Consider the following 26,316-nt stretch of genomic DNA (forward strand, 5'->3'; position numbering starts at 1 on the left):
GACCATCGAGGACATCATGGCGTTGAGCCCGCTGCAGCAGGGGCTCTATTCCATGACGGTGCTCGCCGACCGGACCGACGGCGATCCGTATGTGATCGCCATGGCCGCCGATGTGTCGGGGGGACTGGACGTTCCGCTCCTGCAGCGGTGCGCGACGGCGATGCTGGTGCGCCACCCCAATCTGCGGGCGTCGTTCTTCCGGGGTGATCTGCCTCGTCCGGTGCAGGTGGTGCCCCGCAGCGTCGAGCTGCCCTGGGAACACCACCGCGTGCGCAGCGACGACGAGGCCGCACACGTCGAGGACGAAGCGCGGCGGCGGCCCTTCGACCTCGGCCGCGGACCGGTGCTGCGCTTCGTGCTGATCGAGAAGCCCGGTGCGCGTTGGCGACTGCTGATCGTCGCCCACCACATCGTGATCGACGGCTGGTCGCTGCCGCTGTTCGTCGGGGAACTGCTCGGCCTCTACCGGGCCGGAGGTGATCCGGCCGCACTGGCCGCGCCGCCGCGGCCCTACCGCGACTACATCGGCTGGCTCGCCGGCCGCGACCAGGACGCCGGCCGGGCGCTGTGGGCGCAGCATCTGGCCGGTCTGGACGGTCCGACCCTGCTCACTCCCGCGCTGAGCGCCGTCGAACCCACCCCAGGGCTGCCGCGCCGCACCGAGGTGCGCCTGGACGCCGCCGCCACCGCGCAACTGAGCGAAGCCGCCCGGTCGCGTGGTGTCACGGTGAACGCCCTCGTCCAGATGGCCTGGGCGGTGATTCTCTCGGTGTTCACCGATCGCCGCGACGTCGTCTTCGGCGTCACGGTGTCCGGACGCCCGAGCGAGCTCACCGGCGTCGAGACGATGATCGGTCTGTTCATCAACACGGTGCCGCTGCGGGTGCGGCTCGATCCCGCCGGCAGTGTCGCGCAACAGTGCGCCGCGCTGCAGCGCGAGGCCGCTGCCCTGCGCGAACACAGTCATCTCAGCCACGCGGAGCTTCGGGCGATCGCCGGTGTCGGCGAGCTGTTCGACTCGCTGCTGGTCTACGAGAACTTCCCGCCCGGCGGTCTGGTCGGCGGCGACCACCGGTTCGAGGCCAACGGCGCGACATTCACCCCGGCCGCCCTGGAGAGCCTGTCGCACTTCCCGGTCACCATCGCCGCCCACCTCGGCGACGGCGAATTGACCGTGCTCGTGGAGACGCTCTCCGGTGCGCTCGGTTCGATCACCCCGCACAGCCTCGGTGAGCGATTGCTGCGCACCACGCAGCGCCTGATCGACTGCTGGGAACGACCGCTGCGCGACCTCAGCATCCTGGCCGACGACGAAGTCCCGTCGGGACAGCCCGCCATCACCCGTTCGGCGGTCGAGTCGGCCGGGGTGCACACGGCCTTCACCGCGGCCGCGCGTCGAAGCCCGGATGCCGTCGCGCTCAGCTGGGAGGGCGGCGCGCTGAGCTACGCCGAACTCGACATGGCCGCCGACCGGCTCGCCGCCGAGCTGTCCCGCCGCGGCGTGGGCCCGGAAACACCGGTGGCCGTTGGTCTTCCGCGCGGACCCGAATACGTCACCGCGATGCTCGCGATCCTCAAGGCCGGCGGTGCCGTCGTGCCGCTGGATCCCGCGATGGCGGGCGAACGTATCGGCCAGATCCTGCGTCAGAGCGCGGCCTCGTTCGTCGTCGACGAGGCCTTCCTGGCGGCGGCCGGCGCGGGCGACGACCACTGGACACCCGCAGCCGCCGCACCGGGCCAGGCCGCCTATGTCGTCTTCACCTCGGGCACCACCGGTGTGCCGAAAGGGGTGATCGGCACCCACGACGCGGTGCTCGCCTACGGCGACGACCACGTACACCACATCCTGCGGCCCGCCGCGGCGCGGCTCGGTCGACCGCTGCGCGTGGCCCACGCCTGGTCGTTCACGTTCGACGCCGCCTGGCAGCCGCTGGTGGCGCTGCTCGACGGCCACACCGTGCACATCATCGGCGATGAGGTCCAGCGCGACGCCGAGGCGCTGGTGACGGCCATCGACCGGCACCGGATCGACATGATCGACACCACCCCGTCGATGTTCGCTCAGCTGCAGGCATTCGGTTTGCTCTCCCGGGTGCCGCTGGCGGTGCTGGCCCTGGGCGGCGAGGCGATCGGCCCCGCCCCGTGGCGGTCGATCCGAGCCGAATGCGCGCGCACCGGGATGGCCGCGCACAACTGCTACGGCCCGACCGAGACGACGGTGGAAGCCGTCGTCGCCCCGATCGCCGAGCACGAGGACCCGGTCATCGGTCGGCCCACCCGGCACACCAGGGCCTACGTCCTCGACGCGTGGTTGCGTCCGGTCCCCGACGGCGTCGCCGGTGAGCTGTATCTCGCCGGACCACAGACCACCCGCGGGTATCTCGGGCGTCCCGGTGAGACCGCCGGCCGGTTCGTGGCCGATCCGCACCATCCCGGTGGCCGCATGTACCGCACCGGAGACGTGGTACGCCGCGATCTCGACGGCGCCCTGCAGTATCTGGGCCGCAGCGACGACCAGGTCAAGATCCGTGGATTCCGCGTCGAACCGGGGGAGGTGGCGGCCGTGCTGCAGACCCATCCGGCCGTGCGTGCGACCCACGTCGCGGTGCGCCGACACCCGGGTGGTCCGCGGTTGGCGGCCTACGCCGCCACCGGGGGTGAGGAGGTGGCGGTCGGCGATCTTCGTCGGATGCTCAGCACCCGGCTGCCGCGCTACCTGGTGCCGCACTCCATCGTCGTGCTCGACACCTTGCCGTTGACCCCGCACGGCAAGATCGACGACGCAACACTGGCCCAGCGCGACGGCACCGCGGTGGCCGTACCGGCCGCCGCACCGGAGACCCCGACCGAGAAGGCGCTGGCCGAGGCGGTCGCCGAACTGCTCGAAACCCCCGAGATCGACGTCGGCGCGGATCTGCTCACCCTCGGCATGGACAGCATCGTGGCGCTGTCGGTGGTACAGGCCGCCCGCCGCCGCGGAATCCCGTTGCGCGCCAGGCTGATGCTCGAGTGTGGCTCGCTGCGCGAACTCGCCGCGGCGATCGACGCCGAAGCCGACCCGCACAGCGACGCCGGACCATCCGACGCCACCTCGGACGCGCCGATTCCCGTGCTGCCCAACGTGCATTGGCTCTATGACCACGGTGAGCCCCGCCGACTGGCGCAGACCGAGGCGATCGCCCTGCCCGACGGCGTCACCGCCGACACGGTGCGCACCCTGCTCGACAGCGTCGCCGCCGGGCACCAGGTGCTGCGCTGCCGCCTGGACCGCGCCGCGATGGCGTTCATCCCGCAACCTGACTGGAACATCGAGAGCGTCTTCGCCGAGGTCCGGGTCGACGGGGACCTCACCGCCGCGGTGGCCGAACAGACCGCGCGCGCCGTGGACGCGCTCGACCCGGAGGCGGGCCGGCTCTGGTCGGCGGTGTGGCTGCGGCCGGCCGACGGCGCCGGTCTGCTGCTGCTCAGTGCGCACGTGCTCGCACTGGACCCGGCCTCGTGGCGCGTCGTACTCGGCGAACTGGAGACCGGCCGGCACGCGCTCGCCGCGGGCCGCGCTCCCGTGCCGGGGCGCGAACACACCACCTACCGGCAGTGGTCGGCGCGCCTGCACCGGCGTGCCGCCGAACTGGACACGGCCGACTTCTGGGCGGCCCAACTCGACGGTGTGGACCCCGACCTCGGATCGCGCCGGGTACGGCCAGACACCGACCGGGCCCGCGACCTCTCGATCACCGTGACGAACGCCGACACGGCCCTGACCCAGCGGCTGCTCGCCGCCGGGCCGCTGCCACAGCTGCTGACCGCGGCGGCGGCCCGCACGATCACCGCATGGCGGACCCGGCGGGGTCAGGACACACCTGCGCCGTTGCTCGCCGTCGAGATCCACGGCCGCGCCGACGCCACGATCGGCGACGGGGCCGACACCGGTGAGACCGTCGGCCTCCTCAGCGCGATCTACCCGGTGCGGGTGGCCGGTGACCGCGCGGTCCCCGAGATCCCGGGACACGGAATCGATTTCGGCCTGCTGCGCTATCTCCGCGCGGACACCGCCGAACGGCTGTCGGCGTATCCGGAGCCGCAGTTGCTGCTGAACTATCTGGGCCGGGTGGACGTCGGGGTGGGCGGCGTCGACCGCGCGATGCTGAACCGCGCGTCGCTGATCCCGGAGCCGGAGCTGGCCGTCCGACATGAACTCACCGTGACCGCGGCGGTGGTCGCCGGCGCGGACGGGCCGGTGCTGGCCACCCAGTGGCGCACCCTGCCCGACGTGCTGTCCACCGCCGACATCGAGATCCTTCAGTCCCTGTGGCTGCACATCCTGCAGGAGGTAGCCCGATGAGCGCCACCCTGGCCGTGATCGGCGCGGGACCCAAGGCCGTCGCCGTCGCCGCGAAAGCCGCCGAACTGCGCGCCATGGGGGTCGACGCGCCGGAGGTCGTCGTGGTGGAACGCGCCGGCGTGGCCGCCAACTGGACCGCCGCCGGTGGCTGGACCGACGGTGAGCACCGGCTCGGCACCAGCCCCGAGAAGGACATCGGGTTCCCCTACCGGTCCGCGCTGGTGCCCCGGCGCAACGCCGAACTCGACGAACGGATGACCCGGCACAGCTGGCAGGCCTATCTGATCGCCACCTCCCAATTCGCGGAGTGGATCGACCGCGGTAGACCCGCACCGAACCACCGGCGTTGGGCGGCTTACCTGCGCTGGGTCGCCGAGGCGATCGGGATGACCGTGATGAGCGGTGAGGTGCAGCGGATATCGGTGGCCGGGCGGAGCTGGCAGCTGAGCACCGGCACCGACGTGCTGACCGCCGACGCGGTGATGATCACCGGGCCGGGTCAAGCGGAACGCACTCTGCTGCCCGGGCACCCGCGGGTCATGTCGATCGCCGACTTCTGGCGTCGTGCGGCGGCGCACGAACTGATCGTCGCCGACCGCGTCGCAATGATCGGCGGCGGTGAGACGGCTGCGTCGATGCTCAACGAGCTCTTCCGCCACCGGGTTTCGACGATCACGGTGATCAGCCCGCAGGTCACACTGTTCACTCGCGGCGAGGGTTTCTTCGAGAACATGCTGTTCTCCGACCCGACGGGCTGGACCAGTCTGACCCCGAGCGAACGGCGCGACGCGATGTTGCGCACCGACCGCGGCGTGTTCTCCGCGCGCGTGCAGGAGGCGCTGCTGGCCGACGACCGGATCCGGCACCTGCGCGGCCGGGTCGCCCACGCCGTGCCGCGCGACGGACGGATCCGGCTGACCCTGCACACCGACCGGGCGGGGGAACGCCTCGAGACCGTGCACGGTTTCGACCTGGTCATCGACGGTCAGGGTGCCGACCCGCTGTGGTTCGTGCCGCTGCTCGGCCAGGACGCCCGCGATCTGATCGAGCTGGGTCTGGGCGGACCGCTGCACGGGGAAACGCTGCAGGAGTCGATCGGCCACGACCTCGCCGTCGCGGGGGTGACGCCGAAGCTGTTCCTGCCCGGCCTGGCGGGTCTCAACCAGGGCCCCGGATTTCCCAATCTGAGCTGTCTGGGCCTGCTGTCCGACCGCGTCCTCGGTGCCGAACTCACCGGGACGAGCGAGCCCTCGATCGATCGCGCGAACAGGAGAAGCGATGAGCACCAACCCCTTCGATGACGACAACGGCACCTTTCTGGTCCTGGTGAACGACGAGGAGCAGCACAGCCTGTGGCCGGAATTCGCCGACGTGCCCGCCGGCTGGCAGGTCGTATTCGGCGCGGGCAGCCGCGCCGACTGCCTGGCCTACGTCGAGGCGAACTGGACCGATCTGCGCCCGCGCAGCCTGCGAGAAGCCATGAACGGCTAAACCTGCTCGGCGTACGGCATGTCCATGTTGTAGAGGCGGGCGTGCAGCACCGTCCGGTTTCGTAGCGCGGCCCGCACCGCGCGATGCAAACCGTCCTCGAGGTAGTTGACGCCCTGCCAGCGCACGGCGTGGGGGAACAGATCGCCGTAGAACGTCGAATCCTCCGACAGCAGCCGGTCCAGCGCGAGCACCGTCGTGGTGGTGACCAGTTCGTCGAGGCGGATCTGCCGCGGCGGGATGCGCGACCACTCTCGGTAGCTCAAGCCGTGCTCCGGGTATGGCTTTCCGTCGCGCACACCCTTGAAGATCACAGCAGAAGGTTAGTCCAGCGAAGCGTCCCTTGCGTCACACTCGCTCAGGTCCCCGTAAAATAGCGGTTGATCCTGCCCGTGAGGTGCGTGAGACGGAGGTGAACACATGGGTAGTGCCGATGACCGCCGCTTCGAGGTGCTGCGTGCCATCGTCGCCGACTTCGTGGCCACCAAGGAGCCGATCGGCTCCAAGACCCTCGTGGAGCGGCACAATCTCGGCGTGTCGAGCGCGACGGTCCGCAACGACATGGCGGTGCTCGAAGCCGAGGGGTACATCACCCAGCCCCACACCAGCTCCGGGCGGATCCCGACCGAGAAGGGCTACCGCGAATTCGTCGACCGCATCGACGACGTCAAACCGCTGTCGAGTTCCGAGCGCCGCGCGATCCTGAGGTTCCTGGACAGCGGAGTCGACCTCGACGATGTCCTGCGCCGTGCGGTGCGCCTGCTGGCCCAGCTGACCCGTCAGGTCGCCATCGTGCAATACCCGACTCTGTCGACGTCCACCGTCCGCCACCTCGAAGTGGTGGCGCTGTCTCCGGCGCGGCTGCTGCTCGTGGTGATCACCGACAGCGGCCGGGTCGACCAGCGGATCGTCGAACTCGGTGACCCGATCGACGACCACGAACTGGCGACGCTGCGCGATCTGCTGGGCAAGGCTCTGGAAGGCAAGCGGCTCTCGGCGGCGTCGGTCGCGGTGTCGGATCTGGCCTCCCACCTCGACGGCGGCAGCGGTCTGTCGGGCCGATTGGCCAACGCCGTCGGCCGCTCGGCCACCGTCCTGGTCGAGACGCTGGTCGAGCACACCGAGGAACGGCTGCTGCTCGGCGGCACCGCGAATCTCACCCGCAACACCGCGGACTTCGGCGGTTCACTGCGTTCGGTCCTCGAGGCGCTCGAGGAACAGGTGGTGGTGCTGCGGCTGCTGGCCGCCCAGCAGGAAGCGGGCAAGGTGACGGTACGGATAGGCCACGAGACCGAGGCCGAGCAGATGCTCGGTGCGTCAGTGGTCAGCACCGCGTACGGCCGTTCCGGAACGGTGTTCGGCGGCATGGGTGTGGTGGGCCCCACTCGAATGGACTATCCGGGAACGATCGCTAATGTCGCTGCGGTTGCTCTCTACATCGGCGAAGTACTCGGCAGCCGGTAAGCACTCGAAAGGTAAGCGTGGCACGCGATTATTACGGCCTGCTCGGGGTGAGCAAGGGCGCGAGCGATCAGGAGATCAAACGCGCCTATCGCAAGCTCGCCCGTGAGCTGCATCCCGATGTGAACCCCGACGAACAGGCCCAGGCCCGCTTCCAGGAGATCAGCGCCGCCTACGAGGTGCTCTCCGATCCCGAGAAGCGGCGCATCGTCGACCTCGGCGGGGATCCGCTCGAGGGCGCGGGCGCCTCGGCCAACGGGTTCCCCGGCGGTTTCGGCGGTCTGGGTGACGTGTTCGAGGCGTTCTTCGGTGGCGGCGGAACCGCGTCGCGGGGTCCCATCGGACGCGTTCGGCCCGGGTCCGACTCGCTGTTGCGGATGCGCCTCGACCTCGCCGAATGCGCCACCGGCGTGACCAAACAGGTCACTGTCGACACGGCCGTGCTGTGCGATCTGTGCCACGGCAAGGGCACCCACGGCGACTCCACCCCGACCACGTGCGACACCTGCGGGGGCCGCGGCGAGATCCAGACCGTGCAGCGGTCGCTGCTCGGCCAGGTGATGACCTCGCGGCCGTGTCCGGTCTGCGGCGGTGTCGGCGAGGTCATCCCCGACCCGTGTCACCGCTGCGGCGGCGACGGCCGGGTGCGGGCCCGCCGCGAGATCAGCGTGAAGATCCCGGCCGGTGTCGGCGACGGGATGCGCGTGCGGCTGGCCGCCCAGGGCGAGGTGGGTCCCGGCGGTGGCCCGGCCGGCGATCTGTACGTCGAGGTGCACGAGAAGCCCCATGAGGTGTTCCTGCGCGACGGCGACGATCTGCACTGCACGGTGTCGGTACCGATGTTCGACGCGGCCCTGGGCACCACGGTCACCGTGGAGGGCATCCTGGAAGGCCCGGTCGAGATCGACATTCCGGCCGGCACCCAACCCGGCGCGGTGACGACCCTGCGCGGGCACGGCATGCCGCATCTGCGATCCGGGGTGCGCGGCGATCTGCACGCTCACATCGACGTGGTCATCCCGACCCGCCTCGACCACACCGACACCGAACTGCTGCGCCAACTCAAGGAGCACCGTTCCCGGGATGTCGCCGAGGTCCGGTCGACCGCGGCGTCCGCCGCGTCGCACGGCGGCGGCGGCCTGTTCAGCCGACTACGCGAGACGTTCACCGGCCGCTGAGGTGGGCGCTCAGCGAGCAGCGGAGCGGATTCGCCGGTGAGTTCAGCGCTGTTCTACGTCGAACGCGTCCCGCAGCCCGGCGCCGAGGCGCTGGTCGACGGCGACGAGGGTCACCACGCGGCCACCGTGCGCCGGATCCGGGTGGGTGAACACCTCGATCTGAGCGACAGCGCCGGCGCGGTGGCGCACTGTGTGGTGACCGACGTCCAGAAGGGCCGGCTGACCGCGCGGGTGCTCGAGCGCCGCGCCGTCGCCCCGTCGGTCCCCACGGTGACCGTCGTGCAGGCCATCCCGAAATCCGACCGCGGTGAGCTGGCCGTGGAACTGGCCACCGAGGCCGGCGCGGACGCGGTGATCGCCTGGCAGGCCGCCCGCTGTGTGGCGCGATGGGAGTCCGCGGCGAAGGTCGACAAGGGGTTGCGGCGCTGGAGTGCGGTCGCCCGTTCAGCGGCCCGGCAGTCCCGCCGGCCCGTCATTCCGCCCGTCACCGGGGTGGTGACGACGAGCGAGCTGGTGCGCCGGGTGGAATCGGCGGTGGCCGCGGGCGGGTGGGTGCTCGCGCTCCACGAATCGGCCACCAAACCGCTGACCGCCGTGCCGCTGGCCGATGCGCCGGAGCTGACGTTGATCGTCGGACCGGAGGGCGGGATCAGCGACGAGGAGCTGACGGAGCTGACGCAGGCCGGCGCGATCGCCGTACGCATGGGGCCGACGGTGCTGCGCACGTCGACCGCCGCGGCGGTGGCGTTAGGCGCGCTGGGGGTGCTCACGCCGCGCTGGCAGTAGCCACGCCGCCGCGAGCAGCTGCCACGCGAAGATCGGGTAGACCGCGGCGCGTTCGCATACCGCGGCGGGCAACACGTCGACGCCGGTCCATGCCTGGGCGACCAGCGCTGCGGCGCCCGCCAACCCGGTCACGCCCAGCACCCGGGACGTCCACCGGTAACCGCGGTGGCGACCGAGACCCGCGCCCGCGACCGCCGCGGCGTTCCCCCCGATGATGGCCAGGGTCGCGCCGACGACGTGCAGCGGTCCCGATCCCGCGTGCACGGCCCCCACCAGGAGATTTCCCACCGCATTGGCGGCGGCGAACGCCGTCAGCCAGGTGGCGCGGCGGGGCTGGGCCAGGGTGGCTCCGAGCAGGAACATCACGCCCTGCACACCGAATGCGACGTTCATCAGGCCGGCCAGCGGTTGGCCGGGCACGCCGAGCTCACTGATGTAGTCGTGGGCGTAGTCGTAGGCCGGCCGGTATGCGCCGGCCGCGAGAGCCTCGGCGGCCAGATACACCACCGCACCGGTGATCCATGCGGCTGCGGCGGCGCGGGGCCGGGGCGTCGGTGGTGCGGGCATACGCATGGCCAGGTTAACCAGCAGCGCTCAAGGAGTGGGGCGCCGTGGTACCCGACGGTAAGATGGCCAGCGGTAGCACCGCCGTCACAACATAGAAAGCAGGCAGAACACCGCACGTGACGCCCCGCGAAACGAACGCTGACGCGAACCCGGTCTCGGCCCCTGTGCGTAGCGCCATCAATGTTCCGCCCGACCTCGTGATGGGTCTGCTCGGCTCGGCCGACGGCAACCTCCGAGCCCTCGAGTCCCAGCTGGCCGCCGAGATCCATGTGCGCGGTAACACGCTCACCCTGTCCGGCGAACCAGCCGACGTCGCACTCGGCGAGCGCGTCGTCTCCGAGTTGATCGCCATCGTCTCCGGTGGTCAGGCGCTCAGCCCCGACGCCATCCGGCACAGCGTCGCGATGCTGACCGGCGCGGGCAACGAGTCGCCGGCCGAGGTGCTGACCTTGGACATCCTGTCGCGGCGCGGCAAGACGATCCGGCCCAAGACGCTCAACCAGAAGCGCTACGTCGACGCCATCGACGCGAACACCATCGTGTTCGGCATCGGGCCTGCGGGCACCGGTAAGACCTATCTGGCGATGGCCAAGGCCGTCAGCGCGCTGCAGACCAAACAGGTCAGCCGGATCATCCTGACCCGGCCGGCGGTCGAGGCCGGCGAACGTCTCGGCTTCCTGCCCGGAACGCTCAGCGAGAAGATCGACCCCTATCTGCGTCCGCTCTACGACGCGCTGCACGACATGATGGACCCGGAGCTGATCCCCAAACTGATGGGTGCGGGTGTCATCGAGGTGGCGCCGCTGGCCTACATGCGGGGCAGGAGTCTGAACGACGCGTTCATCATCCTCGACGAGGCGCAGAACACCACCGGTGAGCAGATGAAGATGTTCCTGACCCGGCTCGGTTTCGGCTCGAAGATGGTGGTGACCGGTGACGTCACCCAGGTCGACCTGCCCGGGGGTGCGGCGTCGGGTCTGGAGACCGCCGCCCGGGTGCTCGGCAATGTCGACGACATCCACTTCGCCGAACTCACCAGCGCCGACGTGGTCCGTCACCGGTTGGTATCCGAGATCGTGGACGCCTACGCCCGGTTCGAGGACCCCGCACAGCTCAACCGGGCCCAGCGGCGAGCGTCCGCCGGCCGTCCGCGAAGGTGATTCCATGAGCATCGAGGTGTCGAACGAATCGGGCATCGACGTCTCCGAAGACGAATTGATCAGTGTCGCCCGGTTCGTCATCGGGAAGATGAAGGTGCATCCGGCCGCCGAGCTGTCCATGGTGCTGCTCGATTCGTCGTCGATGGCCGACCTGCACATGCGGTGGATGGATCTGCCCGGACCCACCGACGTGATGAGCTTCCCGATGGACGAGCTGGAACCGGGCGGACGCCCCGACGCGCCCGATCCGGGCCCGGCGATGCTCGGCGATATCGTGCTGTGCCCGGAGTTCGCCGCGAAACAGGCTGATACGGCCGGACATTCGCTCGGTCACGAGCTGGCGCTGCTCACCGTGCACGGCGTCCTGCATCTGCTCGGCTACGACCATGCCGAGCCGGACGAAGAGAAGGAGATGTTCGCCCTGCAGCGCGAACTGCTCGAGGAGTGGGTGGCCGAACAGGTCGAGGCCTACCACCAGGACCGTCAGACCGAACGGGACCGCCGGCTGCTGGACCGATCCCGGCATTTCGATCCCTGGGATGACGGCGACACGCGGTGAACGGACTCCCGCAACTCATCGGCGCCCTCGTCCTGATCGCCTTCGGCGGACTGTTCGCCGCGATGGACGCCGCGCTGAGCACCGTGTCGATGGCCCGCGTCGAAGAACTGGTCCGCGAGGAACGGCCCGGCGCGGTCCGACTGTCCCGGGTGATGAACGAGCGTCCGCGGTTCATCAACCTCATCGTGCTGCTGCGCATCAGCTGCGAGGTGACCGCGACGGTTTTGCTGGCCGCCTACCTCGACGGGCACCTCGGCGTCAGCTGGGGGCTGGCCGCCGCGGCAGCGATCATGGCGGTCGTCAGCTTCGTGGCGGTCGGAGTCGGACCGCGAACCCTGGGCCGCCAGAACGCCTACCCGATCGCCCTCTACACCGCGCTTCCGCTGCAGGCGATCTCGGTGCTGCTGTTGCCGATCAGCCGGTTACTCGTGCTGATCGGTAACGCGCTGACCCCCGGCCGCGGTTTCCGGCACGGTCCGTTCGCCTCCGAGATCGAACTGCGCGAGGTGGTGGACCTGGCCCAGCAGCGCGGTGTCGTCGCCGACGACGAACGCCGGATGATCCAGTCGGTGTTCGAACTCGGCGACACCCCGGCCCGTGAGGTGATGGTGCCGCGCACCGAGATGGTGTGGATCGAATCCGATAAAACAGCAGGTCAAGCGACATCATTGGCGGTGCGCAGCGGACACTCTCGCATCCCGGTGATCGGGGAGAACGTCGACGACGTGGTGGGTGTCGTCTATCTGAAAGATCTTGTCCAGCAGACCTACTACTCGGTCAACGGCGGCCGTGACACCAGCGTCGAGCAGGTGATGCGGCCTGCGGTGTTCGTGCCGGACTCCAAACCGCTCGACGAGCTGCTGCGGGAGATGCAGCGCGACCGCTACCACATGGCGCTGCTGGTCGACGAATACGGCGCGATCGCCGGGCTGGTCACCATCGAGGACGTGCTCGAGGAGATCGTCGGGGAGATCGCCGATGAATACGACACCGACGAGGTGGCGCCGGTGGAGGAACTCGGCGACGGCCAGTACCGGGTGTCGGCGCGGTTGCCGATCGAGGACCTCAGCGAGCTCTACGACATTCCGGTCAACGAGGATCTCGACGTCGACACCGTCGGCGGACTGGTCGCCCTGGAGCTGGGCCGGGTGCCGTTGCCGGGGGCCGAGGTCACGTGGGACCGCCTGCGGCTGAAGGCCGAGGGCGGCCCCGACCACCGGGGCCGGGTACGGATCGGCACGGTGCTGATCAGCCCGGCCGAAGACGAGGACGACGACAGCGAAGCGGAGGAACGGGGTGCCTGAACTCGACGCCGAGGACGCGAAGCTGGTGACGTTGGCGCGCGGGGCGATGGGACGCGTGGAGGCCGCCAGCGGGGCGGCCGTGCGTGATCTCGACGGCCGCACCTACGCCGGTGCGCCGGTGGGCCTGACCGCGTTGGGCCTGACCGCGCTGCAGGCCGCGGTGGCCGCCGCGGTGTCCAGCGGGGCGACCGGACTGGAAGCGGCCGTCCTGGTGGGTGGGTCGTCCGACGACCCCGGCGTCGCCGCCGTGCATGAGCTCTCGGCCGGCGCCGCGGTGATCGTCACCGACCGGTCGGGCACCGTCCAGTGAGCGAATTCCGCTCCGGATTCGTCTGTTTCGTCGGCCGCCCCAACACCGGCAAATCCACGCTGACCAACGCGCTGGTCGGTTCGAAGGTGGCGATCACGTCGAACCGGCCGCAGACCACACGGCACACCATCCGCGGCATCGTGCACCGCGAGGACTTCCAGATCATCCTCGTCGACACCCCGGGTCTGCACCGCCCGCGCACCCTGCTGGGGCAACGCCTCAACGACCTGGTCAAGGACACCTACTCCGAGGTCGACGTCATCTGTCTGTGCATCCCGGCCGACGAGGCGATCGGGCCGGGGGACCGATGGATCCACGAGCAGATCCGGGCCGTCGCGCCGCGCACCACCCTGGTGGTGATCGTCACCAAGATCGACAAGGTCGCGAAGGATCGGGTCGCCGCGCAGCTGATGGCCGTCAGCGAGCTCGCCGGTCCGGACGTCGACATCGTGCCGGTATCGGCCACCAAGGGCGAACAACTCGACGTGCTCACCGATGTGCTGGCGCAGAAGCTGCCGCCGGGGCCCGCGTTCTACCCCGAGGGGGAGCTCACCGACGAGCCCGAAGAGGTGCTGATGGGTGAGCTCATCCGGGAGGCGGCCCTGGAGGGCGTGCGCGACGAACTGCCGCATTCGCTGGCGGTGGTCATCGAGGAGGTCAACCCCCGCGAGGGCCGAGACGATCTGATTGATGTGCACGCGATCCTCTACGTCGAGCGCGACAGCCAGAAGGGCATCGTGATCGGCAAGGGCGGGGCCCGGCTGCGGGAGGTGGGCACCGCCGCGCGGACCCAGATCGAGAAGCTGCTCGGCACCAAGGTCTATCTCGACCTGCGGGTCAAGATCGCCAAGAACTGGCAGCGCGATCCGAAACAGCTGGGCCGGCTGGGCTTCTGAGCCGCCTCTCAGGGGGCGAAGGAGCAGTGCGAGTTGCCGACCGGCTGTTCGGCAACGACCCTGCCGTCGAGCAGGATGCGACAGCCCTGCGATCCGGTCTTGCCGATCGCGATCACCTGGAGGAGTTCGACATCGGGACCTATCGTGATGGTCCGGGTGAACGGCACACCGGTGTTCTCGCCGACCTTCCCGCTGGGTGGATCCATCTCGATGGCGTATACGGTGCCGGCTCCGGTCACCTCAAACGTGACGGTCCGCGAGGCGGCCTGCTGTGGCGCTGGCGTGGGCTGCAATTCATCTACGCCAGGCCCTGACTTATTGGCGCCCGGATTCGCGTTGGCCGCCAGGTTCTGCGCGCGGATGTCGGGCGTGACGCAAATGGTGTCGCCGGCGAACGCCTCACGCCACACGAAGCCCGGTAGGCAGGTTTCCGGACCGTAGTCCCCGCCACCGGGTGCCTTGTTGGCGGCGGGATCAGCATTTTCCTGTGCCGTGCGCCGGGCGAAGTCGCGGCTGACGCACATGTCGTCCCCGGGCCGCGCGTCGCGGGGCAGGGACCCGGGGTCGCACGAGCCGGGCGGCGGTGGGTCAGCCGTGGCGAGCGAAACCGAGGCGGTGGCGATGAGGGCAACGAGCCCCAACGTCGGGGCGACGACCCTTATGGCGGTGATACTCACTATTACTACCTTTGGCGAAGGCGCGAGGAGCCCCGACCCGAGCGTGCAGATCGAGGCTAAACCAGGATCGTTTGGCGAGGAATAGGGATTCTCCCTGTGTTCTGACGCACGCGGCGTCCCGCATTGATCGCCAAGAACTGGCAGCGCGACCCGAAACAGTCGGGCCGCTTGGGTTTCTATGCTCGCCGGAGCGCGCGAGGGTCGTCGAGTGTGTACTCACCGCGAGAAACCGGCGCGAATATCGCAATGGTTTCACACTCGCGAAGGGCGCCGCCACGTCCTCAGGCCGTCTCGCGCAGTTGGACCTCGGCTGAGCTGGACGGTGCGGTCTGGTCCTGGCCCGCAGTCCCCGGTGGGATCTGTGCGGTCTCCCACCACACTTCGGGCTGCCGCGCCGCCCAGCCGTTGATCGCCTCGAGTTCGGCGGCCAGGGAGACCAGCAGCGGTTCGCTGTTCGCCGGTCCCATCAGCTGCACCCCAATCGGCAGCCCGTCGGAGGTGAACCCGGCGGGCACGTTGATCGAGGGCCAGCCCAGCAGATTCCACGGCCAGGTCACCGGGCAGGCCTTGATCATCGCGCGGTCGGTCGACAGGCCGCCGCGCTCGTCGAAATCGTGCACCAGGGGAGCGGGTAGCGCGGTGGTCGGGGCCAGCACGACGTCGCAGATGTTGAACAGCCAGCCGATCCGGGTCTGTGCGGCCGCTTCCCGCGCCCGCGCCTTGCGCAGGACATCCTGCGACAGCAGCCAGCCCATCCGCATGTTGGCCTTGGTCCGCGGGTCCAGTTCGACGTCGTAGCCGAGCCGCTCACCCCAATCCCGAAGCCCGGACGTGCTGCGGGACAGGAAGTTCCACGACATTCCCAGGCTGTAGTCCGGATCGGCGGGCCGCACGCGGTGGCCGAGCAGCTCCAACTGCCCGGCGACGTCGTGCAGCGCCGCGGCGATCTGCGGGTGCAGCCTGGCGCGGAAGCCGGTGAACGGGAACTTGGTCGACAGCGCGACCCGCAGCGACCCGGGGGCGTGCGCGGCGAAATCGGAGACCCGCACCGGCGGAGGCCGGTGCAGATCGCCCGGGGCGTTGCCGGACGCGGCGTCGAGCACCAGCGCCGCGTCGGCGACCGTGCGGGCCAGCACACCGTTGACCGTGATCCCGTTGAAGGCTTCGGGCAGCGGCCACGTCGACAGCCGCCCCCGCTGCGGCTTGATGCCCACCAGATGGGTCCACGCCGCCGGGATGCGTACGCTGCCGGCGCCGTCGGAGCCGATCGCCGCGGTCACCAGTCCGGCGGCCACCGCCGCGGCGCTGCCGCCCGACGAACCGCCCGGGGTGTGCTCGCGCGACCACGGATTGCGGGTGTGCCCGAACGCCGGGCCGCTGGTGAACGGCCACTGGCCGAGCTCACAGGTGTTGGTCTTGCCGACGATCACCGCACCCGCGGCCCGCAGGCGGCGCACCACCTCGGCGTCCGCGGTGGCCGGCCGGACGGTTCCCTCGGTGCCGAAGCGGGTCGGCACGCCGGCCACGTCGATGTCGTCCTTGACCGCGATCGGGATGCCGAGCAGCGGCAGGTCCCGGCCCGCGGCCCGCAACCGGTCGGCCCTGGCGGCGTCGGCGAGTGCCTGTTCGGTCAGGACGACCCGGAAGGCATTGAGAGTGGCTTGGCTCGCGGCGATCGCGTGCAGCGACCGGCGGGTCAGATCCTCGGCCGTCACCGCCCCGCTGGCGAGCTGATAGAGCTGGTCGGTCAGGGTCGGGAACGACATGCGGCGGGATCGGGGTGAAGACGAGTCGGCCATTGATCCCAACCTTATCGGCGCTGCGCGCCGGAGTCTGGGCGACGGGGTGGAACACTGGACGAATGCGGCTGTACCGGGACCGCGCCGTCGTGCTGCGCCAACACAAGCTGGGGGAAGCCGACCGGATCGTCACCCTGCTGACCCGCGACCACGGGCTGGTCCGCGCGGTCGCCAAAGGCGTGCGCCGCACCAGGAGCAAGTTCGGTGCTCGGCTGGAGCCGTTCGCCCACATCGACGTCCAGCTCCATCCCGGCCGCAATCTCGACATCGTCACCCAGGTTCAGGCCATCGATGCGTTCGCCTCCGACATCGTCAGCGATTACGGCCGCTACACCTGTGCGTGCGCGGTTCTGGAGACAGCCGAGCGGCTGGCCGGGGAGGAACGCGCGCCGATGCCCGCCCTGCACCGGCTCACCGTCGGGGCGTTGCGCGCCGTCGCCGACGCCAGCCGGCCCCGGGAACTGGTGCTCGACGCATATCTTCTGCGCGCCATGGGGATCGCGGGCTGGGCGCCGGCGCTGACCGAATGCGCCCGCTGCGCCACCCCCGGCCCGCACCGGGCGTTCCACGTCGCCGCGGGCGGCAGTGTGTGCGTGCACTGCCGGCCCTCCGGGTCGGTCACCCCACCCCAGGCTGTGCTGGATCTGATGTCGGCGCTGCACGACGGTGACTGGGCCGCCGCCGAGGCGTCGACGACGTCGCACCGCAGCCAGGCCAGCGGGCTGGTGGCCGCTCATCTGCAGTGGTATCTGGAACGTCAGTTACGGACGTTGCCGCTGGTGGAGCGGGTCCAGCGGGTTGATCATGTGGTCGCCGACCACCGCATCACCGTGTTGCGGCAGGATGTGCACCGTGGTGACGAACCGGGTGGGCAGCTCGCGGCGGGCAGCTGAGCGCAAGAAGGAGCAGTTTCCCCAGCTCGACGCGCCCGCCGAGGACTATCCCGAGTTTCCGGACAAGTCGACGTGGCCGGTCGTCTTCCCGGAATTGCCGCCCAACACCAACGGCCGGTTCTGCCGTCCGCCGCAGCACGCGTCCAAAGCCGCAGCCCCGAAGATCCCGGCCGACCAGGTGCCCCAGCATGTCGCGGTGGTGATGGACGGCAACGGCCGGTGGGCCACCCAGCGCGGTCTGGGGCGCACCGAGGGCCACAAGATGGGCGAGGCGGTGCTCATCGACATCACCTGCGGTGCGATCGAAATCGGGATCAAACATCTGACGGTGTACGCGTTCTCCACCGAGAACTGGAAGCGCAGCACCGAGGAGGTCCGCTTCCTGATGGGGTTCAACCGCGAGGTGGTGCGCCGCCGCCGGGAGAACCTCAACGACATGGGCGTGCGGATGCGCTGGGTCGGTTCGCGGCCGCGGATGTGGCGCAGTGTCATCAAGGAATTCGACATCGCCGAGCAGATGACCGTCGACAACGACGTCATCACGATCAACTACTGCGTGAACTACGGCGGCCGCACCGAGATCGTCGAGGCCGCCCGTCAGCTGGCCGAGGAGGCCGTGGACGGGAAGATCAACCCGAGCCGGATCACCGAGGCGACGTTCGCCAAGCATCTGCACCGCGCCGACATTCCGGATGTCGACCTGTTCATCCGGACCTCGGGGGAGCAGCGGGCGAGCAACTTCCTGCTGTGGCAGTCGGCGTATGCCGAATACGTCTTCCAGGACAAGCTCTGGCCCGATTACGATCGCCGCGATCTGTGGGCCGCCTGCGAGGAGTACGTTCACCGCAACCGCCGCTTCGGTAGGGCCTGACCGGTGGACTTCTCCCAACGACTGGCCGCGGTGCTGACCGACATCGTCGACCTGACCCGCGAAGAGGACGGTGCGCTGACGGTCCGCCATGACGGCACCATCGCCTCGTTGCGGGTGGTGACCATCGCCGAGGATCTCGAGCTGGTCTCGCTCACCCAGATCCTGGCCTGGGACCGCCCGCTGGACAACCGGCTACGCAGTGCGGTGCTCACCCAGGCGCACATCACCCTGTTGGGCACCGTGTCGTTGGCGGCGAAGAAGAAGACCGCAGATGTGTTGCTGCGCTACAACTTTCCGGGAACCGGTCTGGGCGACGACGCGCTGCGTACGCTGGTGCTGCTGGTGCTGGCCGGCGGCGCCGAGGTGCGCCGCGCGCTAGTCGGCTGAGGCGGTCTTGGGGATCTGTGCGCAGTCGCCGCACACCCCGAAGATCTCGATGGTGTGGCTGACGTCGGAGAAGCCGTGCTCGCGGGCCACGCTGGCGGCCCACTCCTCGACGTCGCCGCCCTTGATCTCGACGGTCGAGCCGCAGGCCCGGCAGACCAGGTGGTGGTGGTGTTCGTCGGAGCAGCGACGGTAGACCGATTCACCGGTGTCGGTGCGCAGCACGTCGACCAGCCCGGCCTCGGCCATCGACTGCAGTGCGCGGTACACCGTCGTCAGGCCGATGCCTTCGCCGCGCTGGCGCAGCACATCGTGCAATTCCTGGGCGGAGCGGAAGTCGTCGAGTTCGTCGAGGAGTTCGGTGATCGCGGCGCGCTGGCGGGTGGCGCGGACCGGTGCGGGGCTCACTGGTGTCCCTCCGCGGCGTGCGCGACGGCGTCGTTGACGATGTGCGCGAGGTGGGCGTCGACGAGGCGGTAGAGCACCTCCCGGCCGGACCGTTCGCTGGCCACGACGCCCGCCTGCTTGAGGATGCGCAGGTGTTGGCTGACCAGCGGTTGCGGCACGCCGAGCGCGTCGACGAGTTCATGCACGCAGCGCGCGGACTGCTGCAGCTGCAACACGATGGCGATCCGCAACGGGGCGGCCAGGGCGCGCAGGAGTTCGCCCGCGGTGTCGAGGACCTCGCGGCTGGGCAACGGCGGCGCAGGGCTCGAGGCATGAAAATGGCCATCGGCCGGCGGTATCGTGGAAACGGTTTTCATTAGGAACCCAGAATACATGCGACCATGCGCATGTCAACGGGCTGGCGCCAACACGGGGCGGCGGGCGCGCGGCCGGTCGCTACTCTTGTCCACCGTGGCTTCATCTTCCTCGATCATCGACACCGTGGCGAACCTGGCGAAACGCCGTGGCCTCGTCTTCCAGTCCGGCGAGATCTACGGCGGCACCAAGTCCGCCTGGGACTACGGTCCGCTGGGCGTCGAGCTGAAGGAGAACATCAAACGGCAGTGGTGGCGGTCGGTCGTCACCGGCCGCGACGACGTCGTGGGCCTGGACAGCGCGATCATCCTGCCCCGTGAGGTCTGGGTGGCCTCCGGCCACGTCGAGGTGTTCAACGATCCGCTCGTTGAGTGCCTGAATTGCCACAAGCGGCACCGGCAGGACCACATGCAGGAAGCCTTCGCCGAGAAGAAGGGGCTCGACGACCCCGATTCGGTCGCGATGTCGGAGATCTCGTGCCCCGACTGCGGCACCAAGGGCCAGTGGACCGAGCCACGCGACTTTAACATGATGCTCAAGACCTACCTCGGTCCGATCGAGACCGAGGAGGGTCTGCACTATCTGCGGCCCGAGACCGCACAGGGCATCTTCGTCAATTTCGCCAACGTCGTCACCACGGCGCGACGTAAGCCCCCGTTCGGCATCGGCCAGATCGGCAAGAGCTTCCGCAACGAGATCACCCCGGGCAACTTCATCTTCCGCACCCGCGAGTTCGAGCAGATGGAGATGGAGTTCTTCGTCGAGCCGTCGACCGCGGCCGAATGGCACCAGTACTGGATCGACACCCGCCTGCAGTGGTACGTCGACCTCGGGATCGATCGCGACAACCTCCGGCTCTACGAGCACCCCAAGGAGAAGCTGTCGCACTACTCGGACCGCACGGTCGACATCGAGTACCGGTTCAAGTTCCAGGGCAGCGAATGGGGTGAGCTCGAAGGCGTCGCCAATCGCACGAACTTCGACCTGTCGACGCATTCGAAGCATTCGGGCACCGACCTGTCCTTCTACGACCAGGCCACCGACACCCGCTATGTGCCCTACGTGATCGAACCGGCGGCCGGGTTGACGCGGTCACTGATGGCATTCCTGGTCGACGCCTACACCGAGGACGAGGCGCCCAACGCCAAGGGCGGCGTCGACAAGCGCACCGTGCTGCGGCTCGATCCGCGACTGGCGCCGGTCAAGGCGGCGGTGCTGCCGCTGTCCCGGCACGCCGACCTGTCGCCCAAGGCGCGGGATCTGTCCGCCGAACTGCGCAAGTCGTGGAACGTCGAATTCGACGACGCCGGCGCGATCGGCCGGCGCTACCGCCGTCAGGACGAGATCGGCACGCCGTTCTGCATCACGGTCGACTTCGACTCGCTGGAGGACCAGGCGGTCACGATCCGCGAGCGCGACGCCATGACCCAGGACCGGGTGGCACTCGACGCGGTCAGCGACTACCTGGCGGTGCGGCTCAAGGGCGCCTGATGGGAGCGGCTAGAAGCGGCCGCCACCGCCGCTGAAGCCGCCCCCTCCGCCGCCGCCGAATCCGCCACCACCGAAGCCGCCGCCGAATCCGCCGCCGCCGAAACCCCCGCGCATCGCACCGCCCAGCATGTTGCCGATGAGGATGCCGCCGATCACCGCGCCCATTTGACCGCCCCCGCCACCACCGTAGGGTCCGTTGAACTGGCGTTGGGCGGCAACGACATCGGCGTTGGCCATCGACTGCGCCTGGCCGGCCAGCATGGCGGCGCCGTTGGCGTGGGCGATCGCCGCGGCGAGGTCGTCGGCGCGTTTGTCCTGCGCGGCCTGCAATTGGCGGACCGCCTCGGCCAGCCGGGTGCGGGCCTCCGGGCCGACGATGCCGCGGCGGGTGTCGATGTAGTCCGAGACCGCCCGCACCTGTGACTGCGCGGAGAACAGCGCCTGGTCGTACTGACGGGTGAGTCGCTCGGTGGTCTGGCGCTCCTGCGCCACGTCGGCGAGCATGCGGTCCAGCTCGGCGTCGGCCTTGGTCAGGCGGGTGAAGCTGCCCAGCGGATCGGCACTGCCCGCGCTCTGCGCGTGCGCCACCGCCTCGACGGCGGCATCGCGAGCCGCGCTGAGCTCGGTGGCGACCGCGAGTCTGCCCTGGGCCAACTGCGACCCGGCCTGGTCGATGCCGTTCTGTGCGTCGGCGATTGCCGCGGGGAGACCCGCCACTGCCCGGCTGATATCGGTGGCGGCGCTGTCGACCGCGTCGAGCAGGGTGCGCGCCTGACCGAGGGCGGCTTCGGCGGCGTGGATGGCGTCGACCAGCCCGGTCTGTCGGTCGGCGGGCCGCGCCACCAGACCCCGTGCGGTGCTGATGTTGTGGTCGGCGAATTCGAGCCGCTGCCGGGCCTCGTCGATGTTGTCGGACACCGAAACCAGTGCGGCCTCGGCGAATTGGGTCCGCAGCTGGGTCAGCGTCTGCTCGGCCGGCGTCAACCGCGCCGTCAGGTCCACCATCTGCCGGGTCATCGTGTCCAGCCGGTCCGGTGCGTTGATGACCAGATCCCGCAGTTGGGCGAACGCATCGCGCTGCGCCTCGAGCTCCCGGTCGGCCTTGGCCGCCGCCACGATCACCCGGGTCAGCAGATCGCGGCGCTGCTGCGGGGTCTCGGGGACGGCGTCGTCGAGGATGTGACGCACGTTGAGGGCCTGGGCCAGCGTGTTCTTGGCGTTGGTCACCGCCTGGGTGAACGCCGCGGTGTCACGATCACCGAATTCCTCGACGGCGAGTGTCAATTCGCTCTCGCTGGTGCGGACCTCGTTGTCGACCTCGACCACCATCCGGCGCGACAGCTCGTCGAGTGCCTCCAGCGGCACCGCCGAAAGCGCTTCGGGATCCGACGGATCCACGCGTTGCGCGGCGGCGAACTCGGCCTCCCGGCGCTTGTGCCGCCTGCGCCGCTGCCACAGCACCAACCCGAGCAGGCCGAGCGCGATGACGCCCAGTACCGCGAGCATCCCGGTCCAGCTGACCCCGGCGCCGGAGGACGTCTTGTTCAGACCGTCCGCGGCGGCCACTGCGGCGCCGGCCCAGTCGCCCCGGCGCAGCAGCGGTTCGACGTCGTTGCGGCGCACCTCGTCGATGTCGGCGCCGCCCAGCGCGTCGGGGCGAGCCAGGAAGGCGTAGGCCCGGTCGACCGTCGCCACCGCGAGGATCGCGTCCTGTTCCCCGAGACCGCTGCGCTGATAGGTGGCCTGCGCCCAGCTCTGGGGGTCCTGGCCGGAGAAGTCGTCGACGAAGACCACCCACAGCCGGATGCGGCGGTCGTTGTAGAGGCGGTCCACGGCGGCCTGCACCTGGCTCTGGCCGGACGGGCTCAGCGCGCCGGCGTGGTCGGTGATGTAGGTCGGCAACCGGAGCGGAGGTTCGGCGGCGGCACCGGGAGCCACCAGGGTGACAGCGGTGAGGATCGCGGCGAGCAGGCCGAAGAGCCGGGCGAATCGCATGGTCGCCAATGTAGTGCGAGGCGTCGGCCGGGCCGGAAGTTTCCCCCGGGCGGGCTGGCAGACTATGCCTCGGTGAGCCCACGACAACAGGACAGCTACGACGACTTCGACACCGCGCGGCTGGTGGCCGAAGCGCCCAAGGCTGCCTCGCTGCCGGGCACCGACACCGAACACCGCACCGACTTCGCCAGGGATCGTGCGCGGGTGCTGCACTGTGCGGCGTTGCGCCGCCTTGCCGACAAGACCCAGGTGGTCGGTCCGCGCGAAGGGGAGACCCCGCGTACCCGGCTGACGCATTCCCTGGAAGTCGCCCAGATCGGCCGCGGGATGGCCGTCGGGCTGGGCTGCGACTCCGATCTGGTGGATCTCGCGGGGTTGGCCCACGACATCGGGCATCCGCCCTACGGCCACAACGGCGAACGTGCACTCGACGAAATCGCGCGGTCCTTCGGCGGTTTCGAGGGCAATGCGCAGAACTTCCGGATCCTGACCCGACTCGAACCCAAGGTGCTCGACGCCGAGGGGCACTCGGCCGGTCTGAACCTGACCAGGGCGGCGCTCGACGCGGTGACGAAGTATCCGTGGCAACGGTTCGGCGACCGCCGCAAATTCGGCTTCTACGACGACGATCTGCCCGCGGCGCAGTGGGTGCGCGACGGCGCCCCTGCCGAGCGGCCCTGCCTGGAGGCCCAGGTGATGGATTGGGCCGACGACGTCGCCTACTCGGTGCACGACGTCGAGGACGGGGTGGTGTCCGGCCGGATCGATCTGCGGGTGCTGGCCGACGCCGACGCGGCCGCCGCACTGGCCCATCTGGGGGCGCGGTCGTTCCCGGCGTTGACCCCCGATGATCTGTTGGCCGCGGCGCAGCGGCTCTCGGAGGTCCCGGTGGTGGTGGCGGTGGGGAAGTACGACGGCACCCTGGCCGCTTCCGTCGCGCTCAAACGATTGACCAGCGAACTCGTCGGCCGATTCGCCAACGCCGCGATCGCCCACACGCGGGAGATCGCCGGTACGGCGCCGCTGCGGCGCTTCGACGCCGATCTGGTGGTGCCGGTTCTGGTGCGCGCCGAAGTGGCCCTGCTCAAGACGCTGGCCCTGCACTTCATCATGTCCGACCACGGACACCTCGGTATCCAGACCGACCAGCGCACCCGCATCCACGAGGTGGCGCTGGCGCTGTGGGCCCAGGCGCCGGGCAGCCTCGATCCCCAGTTCGCGGCGGCCTTCACCGCTGCCGGCGACGACGGAGCCCGGCTGCGCGCGGTGGTCGATCAGATCGCGTCCTACACCGAGGGTCGGCTGGAGCGTGTGCACGAAGCGCGCTCGCCCCGCCCTCTGTGACCGGCCTCTAGACTGACTCGGTGGCCGGAGGCGAAGCGACACGGGGGCGGGGCAGGATCCCCGACCGTGACATCGCCGCCATCCGGGAGAAGGTGAGCATCGAGGACGTCGTCGGTGACTACGTTCAGCTGCGCCGCGCCGGCGCGGATTCGCTCAAGGGGTTGTGCCCCTTCCACGACGAGAAGTCCCCGTCGTTTCACGTACGGCCCAACCACGGCCACTTCCACTGCTTCGGGTGCGGTGAGGGCGGTGACGTCTACGCCTTTCTGCAGAAGATCGAGCACGTCAGCTTCGTCGAAGCCGTCGAGCTGCTGGCCGACCGCGTCGGCTACACGGTCACCTACACCGGCACCACCAGCACCGCGGTGCAGCGCGACCGCGGCAGCCGCAGCCGCCTGCTCGCCGCGAACGCCGCCGCGGCGGAGTTCTACGCCGCGGAGCTGACTTCCGAGGAGGCCGCACCCGCGCGGAAATACCTGATGGAGCGCAATTTCGACGCCCAGGCCGCGGCGCGCTTCGGGTGTGGGTTCGCACCGTCGGGCTGGGAGCGGTTGACCAAACACCTGCTGCGCAAGGGGTTCGAGTTCAAGGAGCTGGAGGCGGCGGGGCTGTCGCGCGAGGGTAAGCGCGGGCCGATGGATCGCTTCCACCGCCGGCTGCTGTGGCCGATCCGCGCCAGCGGCGGTGAAGTCATCGGCTTCGGAGCGCGCCGCATCTTCGACGACGACCCCATGGAGGCCAAGTACGTCAACACCCCCGAGACGGTGCTGTACAAGAAGTCGTCGGTGCTGTTCGGGCTGGATCTCGCCAAACGCGACATCGCCAAATCGCACCGGGCCGTCGTCGTCGAGGGCTACACCGACGTGATGGCGATGCACCTGGCCGGGGAGATGACGGCGGTGGCCTCCTGCGGCACCGCATTCGGCGACGGGCACCTCGCGCTGCTACGCCGACTGATGATGGACGACAACTGGTACCGCGGTGAGTTGATCTTCGTCTTCGACGGCGATGCCGCCGGTCAGGCCGCCGCGCTCAAGGCGTTCGACGGTGATCAGCAGGTGGCCGGGAAATCCTTCGTCGCCATCGCCGCCGAGGGTATGGATCCCTGCGACCTGCGACTGAAATCGGGGGACAACGCGCTGCGCGATCTGGTGGCGCGCCGGATCCCGATGTTCGAATTCGCGATCCGCAGCCAGATCCCGGCCGGCGACGTCCTGGACAACGATCCGTCGGCGCAGGTCGATGCGCTGCGCCGGTGCGTGCCGTTGGCCGCCCGCATCCGCGACTATGCGCTGCGCGACGAGTACGCCCGCCGGCTCGCCGGGTGGACCGGGTGGCCCGATGAGGCGCAGGTGCTCACCCGGGTGCGCGAGGAGGCGCAGAAGCGCGGTATGCCCGAGCGGGAGAAGGGGCGGCGGCGTCCCGCGCCGGCGGCGGGCCAGGAGCGGGCCGCGCACGAGCCGGTCGCCCGGCCCAATCCGACCGATCCCACGCTGTGGCCGCAGCGCGAAGCGCTCAAAGCGGCGCTGCAGTACCCGGTGATCGCCGGCCCGGTGTTCGACGCGCTGACCGTGGACAGCTTCACCCATCCCGGCTACCGGGCCGTGCGGACCGCGCTCGGTGCCGCGGGCGGCACCGCCGCGGGGATGTCGGGGGCGCAGTGGATCGAGGCGGTACGCGACCAGACCGGATCGCCCGCGGCCGCCGGCCTGATCAACGAACTGGTCGCCGAGGCGTTTCGCGTCGAGGACGAGGAGAAGCTGCCACGCTACATCGCCGGTGTGCTGGCCCGGCTGCAGGAGGTATGGGTCGGACGCCAGATCGCCGAGGTCAAATCGAAGCTGCAGCGGATGTCTCCGGTGGAGCAGGGCGACGAGTACCACGCGTTGTTCGGCGACCTGGTCGCCATGGAGGCCTACCGCCGCAGCCTGCTCGAACAGGCGGCCGGGGACGACCTCTCTGCGTGAGCCGGTGTAACGCGATATGGTGAGCGCGCTATAACACCGTCGGGGGAACGGCAAAGCGGAAGGCATCTTCACTGTGGCAACC

The 26,316-nt window shown here is 69.8% G+C and carries 24 protein-coding genes; 17 read left to right on the forward strand and 7 right to left on the reverse strand.

The window, feature by feature from the left end:
* Positions 1-16 precede the first annotated feature (16 nt).
* The 3 genes from ACN27E_RS01610 to ACN27E_RS01620 are packed head-to-tail and all read left to right on the forward strand — an operon-like array spanning position 17 to position 5,833.
* Entirely contained in the window at positions 17-4,342 is a 4,326-nt protein-coding gene (locus tag ACN27E_RS01610) for an amino acid adenylation domain-containing protein (protein WP_422750170.1), read from the forward strand.
* A complete protein-coding gene (mbtG, locus tag ACN27E_RS01615) occupies positions 4,339-5,643 on the forward strand; it encodes an NADPH-dependent L-lysine N(6)-monooxygenase MbtG (RefSeq protein ID WP_422746291.1) in 1,305 nt (434 codons plus the stop codon). Before ACN27E_RS01610 ends, mbtG begins: the two co-directional genes overlap by 4 nt.
* The gene (locus ACN27E_RS01620; RefSeq protein ID WP_422746292.1) at positions 5,621-5,833 is read left to right on the forward strand and encodes an MbtH family protein; all 213 of its coding nucleotides are present in this window, start codon (positions 5,621-5,623) and stop codon (positions 5,831-5,833) included. The genes mbtG and ACN27E_RS01620 overlap by 23 nt, the downstream gene beginning before the upstream one ends.
* On the opposite strand, the gene ACN27E_RS01625 is transcribed toward ACN27E_RS01620, so the two are convergent.
* Complete coding sequence (locus ACN27E_RS01625) at positions 5,830-6,144, reverse strand: type II toxin-antitoxin system VapB family antitoxin (RefSeq protein WP_422746293.1); 315 nt, start codon at positions 6,142-6,144, stop codon at positions 5,830-5,832. The two genes, ACN27E_RS01620 and ACN27E_RS01625, sit on opposite strands and share 4 nt — an antisense overlap.
* A gap of 106 nt (positions 6,145-6,250) precedes the next feature.
* Here ACN27E_RS01625 and hrcA point away from each other — a divergent pair, with 106 nt between their 5' ends.
* From hrcA to ACN27E_RS01640, 3 genes are read left to right on the forward strand one after another with little or no spacing between them, the layout of a single operon-like run.
* Entirely contained in the window at positions 6,251-7,294 is a 1,044-nt protein-coding gene (hrcA, locus tag ACN27E_RS01630) for a heat-inducible transcriptional repressor HrcA (protein ID WP_422746294.1), read from the forward strand.
* A gap of 17 nt (positions 7,295-7,311) precedes the next feature.
* On the forward strand, positions 7,312-8,469 hold the full coding sequence (gene dnaJ / locus ACN27E_RS01635) for a molecular chaperone DnaJ (RefSeq protein ID WP_422746295.1): 1,158 nt from the start codon (positions 7,312-7,314) through the stop codon (positions 8,467-8,469).
* A 36-nt stretch (positions 8,470-8,505) separates the two neighbouring features.
* Positions 8,506-9,255 (forward strand): 16S rRNA (uracil(1498)-N(3))-methyltransferase, encoded by a 750-nt coding sequence (locus ACN27E_RS01640; RefSeq protein WP_422746296.1) that lies wholly within the window; start codon positions 8,506-8,508, stop codon positions 9,253-9,255.
* On the opposite strand, the gene ACN27E_RS01645 is transcribed toward ACN27E_RS01640, so the two are convergent.
* The gene (locus ACN27E_RS01645) at positions 9,217-9,822 is read right to left on the reverse strand and encodes a DUF998 domain-containing protein (RefSeq protein ID WP_422746297.1); all 606 of its coding nucleotides are present in this window, start codon (positions 9,820-9,822) and stop codon (positions 9,217-9,219) included. The two genes, ACN27E_RS01640 and ACN27E_RS01645, sit on opposite strands and share 39 nt — an antisense overlap.
* A 116-nt stretch (positions 9,823-9,938) precedes the next feature.
* Here ACN27E_RS01645 and ACN27E_RS01650 point away from each other — a divergent pair, with 116 nt between their 5' ends.
* From ACN27E_RS01650 to era, 5 genes are read left to right on the forward strand one after another with little or no spacing between them, the layout of a single operon-like run.
* Positions 9,939-10,982 (forward strand): PhoH family protein, encoded by a 1,044-nt coding sequence (locus tag ACN27E_RS01650; protein ID WP_422746298.1) that lies wholly within the window; start codon positions 9,939-9,941, stop codon positions 10,980-10,982.
* Between the two features lie 4 nt (positions 10,983-10,986).
* Positions 10,987-11,541: an rRNA maturation RNase YbeY gene (gene ybeY, locus ACN27E_RS01655; protein ID WP_422746299.1), complete on the forward strand. Its 555-nt coding sequence runs from the start codon at positions 10,987-10,989 to the stop codon at positions 11,539-11,541.
* Entirely contained in the window at positions 11,538-12,845 is a 1,308-nt protein-coding gene (locus ACN27E_RS01660; protein WP_422746300.1) for a hemolysin family protein, read from the forward strand. The genes ybeY and ACN27E_RS01660 overlap by 4 nt, the downstream gene beginning before the upstream one ends.
* Before the next feature lie 46 nt (positions 12,846-12,891).
* Entirely contained in the window at positions 12,892-13,155 is a 264-nt protein-coding gene (locus tag ACN27E_RS01665; protein WP_422750171.1) for a cytidine deaminase, read from the forward strand.
* Entirely contained in the window at positions 13,152-14,051 is a 900-nt protein-coding gene (gene era, locus ACN27E_RS01670; protein WP_422746301.1) for a GTPase Era, read from the forward strand. The genes ACN27E_RS01665 and era overlap by 4 nt, the downstream gene beginning before the upstream one ends.
* Before the next feature lie 8 nt (positions 14,052-14,059).
* Here the strand turns inward: era and ACN27E_RS01675 are convergent, their stop codons facing one another.
* Both ACN27E_RS01675 and ACN27E_RS01680 read right to left on the reverse strand, forming a co-directional pair.
* Positions 14,060-14,728 carry an MmpS family transport accessory protein gene (locus ACN27E_RS01675; protein WP_422746302.1) on the reverse strand — a complete coding sequence of 223 codons (669 nt, stop codon included), beginning with the start codon at positions 14,726-14,728 and terminating at the stop codon, positions 14,060-14,062.
* 281 nt (positions 14,729-15,009) lie between these two features.
* Positions 15,010-16,527, reverse strand: a complete 1,518-nt coding sequence (locus ACN27E_RS01680; RefSeq protein WP_422746303.1) for an amidase — start codon at positions 16,525-16,527, stop codon at positions 15,010-15,012.
* 62 nt (positions 16,528-16,589) lie between these two features.
* On the opposite strand from ACN27E_RS01680, the gene recO reads away from it, so the two are divergent.
* The 3 genes from recO to ACN27E_RS01695 are packed head-to-tail and all read left to right on the forward strand — an operon-like array spanning position 16,590 to position 18,678.
* Positions 16,590-17,420: a DNA repair protein RecO gene (gene recO, locus ACN27E_RS01685; protein WP_422746304.1), complete on the forward strand. Its 831-nt coding sequence runs from the start codon at positions 16,590-16,592 to the stop codon at positions 17,418-17,420.
* On the forward strand, positions 17,371-18,291 hold the full coding sequence (locus ACN27E_RS01690) for a decaprenyl diphosphate synthase (RefSeq protein ID WP_422746305.1): 921 nt from the start codon (positions 17,371-17,373) through the stop codon (positions 18,289-18,291). The genes recO and ACN27E_RS01690 overlap by 50 nt, the downstream gene beginning before the upstream one ends.
* Positions 18,292-18,294: 3 nt before the next feature.
* Positions 18,295-18,678, forward strand: a complete 384-nt coding sequence (locus tag ACN27E_RS01695) for a hypothetical protein (protein ID WP_422746306.1) — start codon at positions 18,295-18,297, stop codon at positions 18,676-18,678.
* Here ACN27E_RS01695 and ACN27E_RS01700 read toward each other — a convergent pair.
* Positions 18,667-19,083, reverse strand: a complete 417-nt coding sequence (locus tag ACN27E_RS01700; RefSeq protein WP_422746307.1) for a Fur family transcriptional regulator — start codon at positions 19,081-19,083, stop codon at positions 18,667-18,669. The two genes, ACN27E_RS01695 and ACN27E_RS01700, sit on opposite strands and share 12 nt — an antisense overlap.
* On the reverse strand, positions 19,080-19,439 hold the full coding sequence (locus ACN27E_RS01705) for an ArsR/SmtB family transcription factor (protein ID WP_422746308.1): 360 nt from the start codon (positions 19,437-19,439) through the stop codon (positions 19,080-19,082). Before ACN27E_RS01705 ends, ACN27E_RS01700 begins: the two co-directional genes overlap by 4 nt.
* A 94-nt stretch (positions 19,440-19,533) precedes the next feature.
* On the opposite strand from ACN27E_RS01705, the gene ACN27E_RS01710 reads away from it, so the two are divergent.
* Positions 19,534-20,928, forward strand: a complete 1,395-nt coding sequence (locus ACN27E_RS01710; RefSeq protein ID WP_422746309.1) for a glycine--tRNA ligase — start codon at positions 19,534-19,536, stop codon at positions 20,926-20,928.
* Between the two features lie 9 nt (positions 20,929-20,937).
* On the opposite strand, the gene ACN27E_RS01715 is transcribed toward ACN27E_RS01710, so the two are convergent.
* Positions 20,938-22,923 carry a TPM domain-containing protein gene (locus ACN27E_RS01715; protein WP_422746310.1) on the reverse strand — a complete coding sequence of 662 codons (1,986 nt, stop codon included), beginning with the start codon at positions 22,921-22,923 and terminating at the stop codon, positions 20,938-20,940.
* Between the two features lie 72 nt (positions 22,924-22,995).
* Between ACN27E_RS01715 and ACN27E_RS01720 the strand changes: the two genes are divergently transcribed.
* Positions 22,996-24,267, forward strand: coding sequence for a deoxyguanosinetriphosphate triphosphohydrolase (locus tag ACN27E_RS01720; protein WP_422746311.1), 1,272 nt, complete (start codon positions 22,996-22,998; stop codon positions 24,265-24,267).
* Between the two features lie 20 nt (positions 24,268-24,287).
* A complete protein-coding gene (dnaG, locus tag ACN27E_RS01725; protein ID WP_422746312.1) occupies positions 24,288-26,234 on the forward strand; it encodes a DNA primase in 1,947 nt (648 codons plus the stop codon).
* Positions 26,235-26,316 lie beyond the last annotated feature (82 nt).

This window comes from Mycobacterium sp. WMMD1722, from assembly GCF_049315205.1.
Taxonomy (GTDB): Bacteria; Actinomycetota; Actinomycetes; order Mycobacteriales; family Mycobacteriaceae; genus Mycobacterium.

Coding starts and splice junctions, on each gene's coding strand:
- ACN27E_RS01705 (WP_422746308.1), bottom strand. CDS start 19,439: ATGAAAACCGTTTCCACGATACCGCCGGCCGATGGCCATTTTCATGCC.
- recO (WP_422746304.1), top strand. CDS start 16,590: ATGCGGCTGTACCGGGACCGCGCCGTCGTGCTGCGCCAACACAAGCTG.
- ACN27E_RS01690 (WP_422746305.1), top strand. CDS start 17,371: ATGTGCACCGTGGTGACGAACCGGGTGGGCAGCTCGCGGCGGGCAGCT.
- ACN27E_RS01610 (WP_422750170.1), top strand. CDS start 17: ATGGCGTTGAGCCCGCTGCAGCAGGGGCTCTATTCCATGACGGTGCTC.
- ACN27E_RS01665 (WP_422750171.1), top strand. CDS start 12,892: ATGGGACGCGTGGAGGCCGCCAGCGGGGCGGCCGTGCGTGATCTCGAC.
- ACN27E_RS01680 (WP_422746303.1), bottom strand. CDS start 16,527: ATGGCCGACTCGTCTTCACCCCGATCCCGCCGCATGTCGTTCCCGACC.
- ACN27E_RS01645 (WP_422746297.1), bottom strand. CDS start 9,822: ATGCCCGCACCACCGACGCCCCGGCCCCGCGCCGCCGCAGCCGCATGG.
- ACN27E_RS01620 (WP_422746292.1), top strand. CDS start 5,621: ATGAGCACCAACCCCTTCGATGACGACAACGGCACCTTTCTGGTCCTG.
- ybeY (WP_422746299.1), top strand. CDS start 10,987: ATGAGCATCGAGGTGTCGAACGAATCGGGCATCGACGTCTCCGAAGAC.
- mbtG (WP_422746291.1), top strand. CDS start 4,339: ATGAGCGCCACCCTGGCCGTGATCGGCGCGGGACCCAAGGCCGTCGCC.
- hrcA (WP_422746294.1), top strand. CDS start 6,251: ATGGGTAGTGCCGATGACCGCCGCTTCGAGGTGCTGCGTGCCATCGTC.
- ACN27E_RS01715 (WP_422746310.1), bottom strand. CDS start 22,923: ATGCGATTCGCCCGGCTCTTCGGCCTGCTCGCCGCGATCCTCACCGCT.